At 69.1% G+C, this 5,888-nt stretch carries 8 protein-coding genes; 6 read left to right on the top strand and 2 right to left on the bottom strand.

Features of this window, described 5'->3' with window-relative positions; all coding sequences use genetic code 11:
* Nucleotides 1-50 precede the first annotated feature (50 nt).
* Nucleotides 51-1,289, top strand: a complete 1,239-nt coding sequence (locus ACRDPS_RS25810) for an acetyl-CoA hydrolase/transferase C-terminal domain-containing protein (RefSeq protein WP_431504529.1) — start codon at nucleotides 51-53, stop codon at nucleotides 1,287-1,289.
* Nucleotides 1,290-1,329: 40 nt separating this feature from the next.
* Entirely contained in the window at nucleotides 1,330-2,034 is a 705-nt protein-coding gene (locus ACRDPS_RS25815) for an HAD family hydrolase (protein WP_431504530.1), read from the top strand.
* A gap of 222 nt (nucleotides 2,035-2,256) precedes the next feature.
* Here the strand turns inward: ACRDPS_RS25815 and ACRDPS_RS25820 are convergent, their stop codons facing one another.
* Together ACRDPS_RS25820 and ACRDPS_RS25825 are read right to left on the bottom strand one after the other, a co-directional pair.
* Complete coding sequence (locus ACRDPS_RS25820; RefSeq protein ID WP_431504531.1) at nucleotides 2,257-2,718, bottom strand: DUF4439 domain-containing protein; 462 nt, start codon at nucleotides 2,716-2,718, stop codon at nucleotides 2,257-2,259.
* Nucleotides 2,715-3,152 (bottom strand): hypothetical protein, encoded by a 438-nt coding sequence (locus ACRDPS_RS25825; protein WP_431504532.1) that lies wholly within the window; start codon nucleotides 3,150-3,152, stop codon nucleotides 2,715-2,717. Before ACRDPS_RS25825 ends, ACRDPS_RS25820 begins: the two co-directional genes overlap by 4 nt.
* Before the next feature lie 189 nt (nucleotides 3,153-3,341).
* Between ACRDPS_RS25825 and rimP the strand changes: the two genes are divergently transcribed.
* The 4 genes from rimP to ACRDPS_RS25845 form a co-directional block, all read left to right on the top strand.
* Nucleotides 3,342-3,824, top strand: a complete 483-nt coding sequence (rimP, locus tag ACRDPS_RS25830) for a ribosome maturation factor RimP (protein WP_431504533.1) — start codon at nucleotides 3,342-3,344, stop codon at nucleotides 3,822-3,824.
* Nucleotides 3,825-3,830: 6 nt separating this feature from the next.
* The gene (nusA, locus tag ACRDPS_RS25835; RefSeq protein ID WP_431504534.1) at nucleotides 3,831-4,808 is read left to right on the top strand and encodes a transcription termination factor NusA; all 978 of its coding nucleotides are present in this window, start codon (nucleotides 3,831-3,833) and stop codon (nucleotides 4,806-4,808) included.
* Between the two features lie 111 nt (nucleotides 4,809-4,919).
* A complete protein-coding gene (locus ACRDPS_RS25840; protein ID WP_431504535.1) occupies nucleotides 4,920-5,267 on the top strand; it encodes a YlxR family protein in 348 nt (115 codons plus the stop codon).
* A 92-nt stretch (nucleotides 5,268-5,359) separates the two neighbouring features.
* Nucleotides 5,360-5,888, top strand: a 529-nt coding sequence (locus tag ACRDPS_RS25845) for a translation initiation factor IF-2 N-terminal domain-containing protein (RefSeq protein ID WP_431504536.1), incomplete at its 3' end; no start/stop codon positions are given.

The following is a 5,888-nucleotide window of genomic DNA, read 5'->3' on the forward strand; positions in this document are numbered from 1 at the left end:
TCGACCGGCGGTCGGCCCCAACACGTGCCGGATGCGGCAAGATCGTTCCCATGACGGGGGACAGGATTCTTGACCGTACGCTCGCCGCACGGGTTCTGAGCGCCGCCGACGCGGCGGCCGAGGTCGGGCCGGGGGAGACGGTGGCCCTCTCGGGGATCGCCGGAGCCGGGCGCCCGAAGGCGGTCTCGGAGGCGTTGGGCCGGGTCCAGGAGTGGCCGGCGGGCGTCGACGTACGTCACTCCCGGGTCTCTCAGTATGCGGCCTCCGGTTTCTTTGGCGGCCTCGACGTCGCCGTGGTCGAGGTGGCCGCGATCCTGCCCAACGGGCTGCTCGTGCCCGGCAGCAGCGTCGGCAACGACCAGACCTGGCTCGACCTCGCCGACAGGGCGATCCTCGAGGTCAACCGGTGGCATCCGCGCGGTCTCGAGGGGTTCCACGACATCCATCACGGTGCCCAGGTGGCTCCGCTGCGCGCTCCGATCCAGCTGACCACGCCGATGCAGCGGATCGGCGATCCCTACCTGCTGGTCGATCCGGACAAGGTCGTCGCCGTGGTCGAGACCGACCTGCCCGATGTCGGCTCGCCGCCCGGCCCGATCGACGAGGAGAGCCGTGCGATGGCCGAGCTTGTCGTGGACTTCATCCGTCATGAGGTACGCCACGACCGCCTGCACCGCAGCCTGCTCCCGCTTCATCTCGGCGACGGAGACATCGGCGACTCGGTCCTCACCTGCCTCCAGGAGACTGAGTTCGAGCACCTGACGGCCTACACCGCGAGCGTCCGGGACGGTCTCCTCGATCTGCTCGACTCGGGGAAGATGATCGGTGTCTCGGGCACCACCTTCCGGCTCTCGGCGGCGGGCGCTCGGCGGATCAACAGCGACGTCCACCACTACAAGGGCCGGATCCTGCTGCGTACCCAGGAGATGGCCAACCACCCCGAGGTCATCCGCCGACTCGGCCTCATCGCGATCGACTCGATGGCCGAGGCCGACCTCCAGGGCAACGTGAACGCCATCGGCGGCTCGGGCATCTTCGCCCGCAACGCCCATCTCAATCTCTTCGTCTCGCCCTCGACCGCGGAGCGGGGCTCGACCTCGCGCATCGTCCCGTTCGTGAGCCACGTCGACCACACCGGACACGACGTGCACGTCGTGATCACCGAGCAGGGCGTCGCCGACCTGCGTGGCCTCTCTCCCGCCGCTCGGGCCCGGCGGATCATCGAACGCTGCGCCCACCCGGACTTCCGCGAGCGGCTCACCGAGTCGGCGCAGCTGCCTCGCGGGTAGGCGCCGAGTCGGCGGGGTGCGCCGCTATATGGTCGGGGCCATGGCAATCGACGCGGTGATCTTCGACTGGGGCGGCACGCTGACGAAGTGGCACGACATCGACTTCCATGCGGAGTCGCTGGCGCTCGCCCAGGCGGTGAAGGGCGCTTGCGACGACGACCACCCGGTCAACGCGACCAGGCTCCACCGGGCCGGCGAGACGATCTGGGCCAGGAGCCGTGACCGTCAGCAGAGCTCGTCCATCGGCGACCTCTTCGACGAGGCCGGCCTCGAGCACGACCCCGACCTGCTCGACGCCTACTACGCCTTCTGGGAGCCCCACACGCTCACCGACCCCGAGGTCGGGCCGCTGTGGGAGGCGCTCCGCGCCGACGGCGTACGTGTCGGGGTGCTGTCCAACACGATCTGGCCGAGCGCGTGGCACCGAGGGTTCTTCGAGCGCGACGGGGTGCTCGATCTGATGGACGGCGACGTCTACACCTCCGAGGTGCCCTGGACGAAGCCCGCCGAGGAGGCCTTCCGCGCGGCGATGGACGCCGTCAATGTCTCGGATGCGTCTCGATGTGTCTACGTGGGGGACAGGCTCTTCGATGATGTGTACGGTGCTCAGAAGGCTGGACTGCGGGCGATCCACATCCCGCACAGCAACATCCCGAGCAGTCAGCTGGGACACAGCGAGGGTGCGCCGGACGCGGTTGCGCAGAAGTTGAGCGACATACACCAGATCGTTCGCTCCTGGGAATGACACCTGCGAAAGTTGCAAGTTCTTGCAATGCGTATATGCGGGTCTGGGCCACTCTGAGCGGGGATTGCATACTTCTGCAAGAGAGGTTCGGCCTTCGGGCCGCTTCTCAGGCCTCGTGTCCAGGCCCAACCTGGCCCGCGAGCCGCCCGGTTTCGGGAGACATCTCGGGAGTCTCCCGCGTCGGACGGTTCGCGGGCCATCTCGGTTTTGGCCAGACCCGGATCAGGTCCCTGGGAACGCCGTCGGCTTCGCGCCCAGGTCGAGCTGTCGTGCGGCCGCCCCGCAGAGCAGCTGGACGAGCAGCGTGCGGTCCCGGCCGATCGCCTTGGGAGTCAGCGTGAGATACGTCGCGGTGATGTCCCGCTCGATCCGCAGGGTCGCGGCCCGGATGCCCTCGGCCGACCCGATGCCGCCGGGCAGGTCGTAGACGGCAGAGGGAGCGACCGGCTCGATCCCGGCGGCGACCACATGTGCGGCCAGTGCCTCGCGGGCGTCGACATGGTCCTCGTACGCCTCCTCGAGCGCCCCCACCAGCTCCGGATCCTCCGCGGAGGAGGTGCGCCCGCCGAAGGTCCCCAGGACGTAGATGGCCGAGTGCTCGACCGCGAGAGCCGCCTGGACGGCCTCCGTCGAGGACGAGTCGGCCGTCGTGGTGCCAGGTTTCGTCGTACGAGGTTCCGTCACGCCAGCCCCCGCCCGTGCAGGAGCTGCTGCTGGGCAGCGGCAGCCGAGGCGAGCAGCGTGATCAGCCGCGGGTCGGCCGCCCGGCCGGCGGCCGTGGTCAGCGTCGTGACCAGGCCGAGCTGACGGTCCTGCCATCGCCCGCTCGGGGTGCTCGCGGCCACGCCCTCGGTCGGCGCGAGGGCCTCGATGTGCACCCGGTGGAGCCGTACGAACGTGGCCGGGGCGCCCTCGTCGGCGGCCAGGATCTCCGCGACCGTGTCGTCGATCACACTCTGGTCGGGGTTGGCGGGGGCCGGGGGCGTACTCGGTGGTGGTGCTTTGACAGGATCCAGAACCTCCGAGGCCGAACACGCCGAGGCGGCCAGCGGAGCGACCGCGGCGAGACCCAGAGCGGTCCGCCTCGAGAGCCTCCGGAGGGCACGTGTGCTGGTCACGTGAGGAACCCTAACGACACCCGGCCGGAGTCGCGTCAGAAGGCTTTCCAACACAGCCCTGCGCTGTTCGGGGCACCCGAGACGTACAGGTATGGTGTGACCAGCGGCGCCGAGCCGATCAGGCAGTTCGCTGCGTGCTCGCAGGCTCGTACAACAGGACCGGATAACAGGATGCAGGGGGAGATCGCGTTGAGTGCTGAGCGAAAGGACGCGATCGCGAGTGCTATCGAGAAGGCGCTCACCGACCCGCTCCAGGGCCTGGGCTTCGACGTCGAGGCCGTCGAGATCACGCCGGCCGGCAAGCGCCGGATCCTGCGGGTCGCCGTCGACAAGGACGGTGGGATCACCCATGAGCAGGTCACCGAGGCGACCCGTGAGGTCAACCGGGTCCTCGATGAGTCCGACGTCATGGGCGAGCAGCCCTACACGCTCGAGGTGACCTCTCCGGGGGTCGACCGGCCGCTGACCCTGCCGCGCCACTGGCGCCGCAACAGGTCTCGCCTGGTCAAGGTCACCACCACCGACGGCTCCACGTTCACCGGCCGCGTCAAGGAGTCCGACGACGAGCGCGTGAGCCTCGAGGTGAGCGGAAAGCGTCGCGACGTGGCGTACACAGACGTGAAGAAGGCGCTTGTGCAGATCGAGTTCAAGCGGATCGACGAGGGGGAGTAGTAGGCCATGGACATCGATATGAGCATCCTGCGGATGCTGGAGCGGGAGCGGGAGATCTCCCTCGATGTGCTCGTCGAGGCGATCGAGCAGGGGCTGCTGACCGCCTACCACAAGACCGAGGGCGCCCAGACGCGAGCGCGGGTCGACCTGGACCGCAAGACCGGGCACGTACGCGTCCTGGCGGCCGAGACCGACGACGAGGGCAACCTCGTCGGGGAGTACGACGACACGCCCGAGGGCTTCGGTCGGATCGCCGCGACCACCGCCAAGCAGATCGTGCTGCAGCGGCTGCGCGATGCCGAGGACGACGTGAAGTTCGGCGAGTTCTCCGGCAAGGAGGGAGACATCCTCTCCGGCGTCATCCAGCAGGGCCGCAACCCCGATGACGTGCTCGTCGACCTGGGCCGCCTCGAGGGCGTCATCCCGCTCTCCGAGCGCGTGCCGGGTGAGGACTACAGCCACGGCACCCGGATCAAGGCGCTCGTCGTCTCGGTGCGCAAGGGCATGCGCGGCCCGCAGATCACGCTCTCGCGCTCCCACCCCAACCTGGTCAAGAAGCTCTTCTCCTTCGAGGTCCCCGAGATCGCCGACGGCACCGTGGAGATCTCCGCGATCGCCCGCGAGGCGGGTCACCGCACCAAGATCGCGGTCACCTCGGACGTCTCCGGCGTCAACGCCAAGGGCGCCTGCATCGGCCCGATGGGCCAGCGGGTCCGCCAGGTGATGTCCGAGCTGCAGGGCGAGAAGATCGACATCGTCGACTGGTCCGAGGACCCGAAGGTCCTCGTCGCCTCCGCCCTCTCGCCCGCCCGGGTCTCCTCGGTCACGATCATCGACGAGGCGACCAAGTCCGCCCGCGTCGTCGTACCCGACTACCAGCTCTCGCTGGCCATCGGCAAGGAGGGCCAGAACGCCCGCCTGGCCGCCCGCCTGACCGGCTGGCGCATCGACATCCGCTCCGACGAGGAGACCCCGGTCGCCTGAGCGCCATGGCGAGCGGGCGTGGCCCGAGATCCAACGCCTGGTCACGGAATAGGAACGACCTCTGCCCCGGTTTAGTGTCCGTCACCCCGGAAGCGGTAGTGTTAACGATCGGTGGCACGCCGAGACGAAACTACGCAGCACGGACCCGTCCGTACCTGTATTGGTTGCCGGAAGCGAGCCGCCAAGCGCGAGTTGTTGCGGGTGACCGCCGGCTCGGACCGCGACGGCCAGCTGGCCGTGGTGCCCGATCCGACAGCCACTGCACCTGGGCGAGGGGCTCATATTCACCCCACGCGTGAGTGCTTCGAACTCGCGGTGCGCCGGAAGGCGTTCACCCGGGCCCTACGGGCCGAGGGCGGGCTTTCCAGCGCACCGGTTGAGGACTACCTCGACTCGCGCCCGACACCCACGACCGTCGCCGACGGTCAACCGACCAGGAACTGGAGCAGAAGCTCATGAGCACTCGATGAGTACTTCGCGATGAGCGTGTTCTACAACCACTAGTGGTCGCAGGTATACCCGGATTTGGGTCTGTGGCCAGAAGGAGAAGCGTGGCTAAGACCCGAGTCCACGAGCTCGCTAAAGAGTTCGGAGTCGAGAGCAAGTTTGTTCTCGAGAAGTTCAAGGAGATGGGTGAGTTCGTCAAGTCGGCGAGCTCGACCGTCGAGCTGCCGGCGGAGATGCGTTTCCGCAAGGAGATCGGCCCCGGCCTGAAGTCCGGCGGCAAGGGTGGTTCCTCGTCCACGGACGAGAAGGCTGCCCCCAAGCCCGGCCCCAAGCCGGCAGCCCCCAAGCCCGGCCCCAAGAAGGTCGCGGACAAGGCGCCCGAGAAGCCTGCCGAGGCCCCCGCGGCCAAGGCACCGGCTGCGCCGGCGCCCACGCCTGAGCCGGTCGAGAAGACCGAGCCCGAGGCGGCCGCGCCCGCGGCGCCTGCCGCATCGGCTCCGGCCGCTCCCAAGCCCAGCCCGAAGGCTGCGCCCAAGCCGGGTGCGCCCAAGCCGGGTGCCCCGAAGCCGGGAGCCCGTCCGCAGGCCCCCGCCGCTCGCGGCGGCGCCGGTGGCGGCGCAGGCCGTCCCGGAC

Origin of the sequence: Nocardioides sp., from assembly GCF_050699375.1 — a bacterium.
Classification (GTDB): Bacteria; Actinomycetota; Actinomycetes; order Propionibacteriales; family Nocardioidaceae; genus Nocardioides.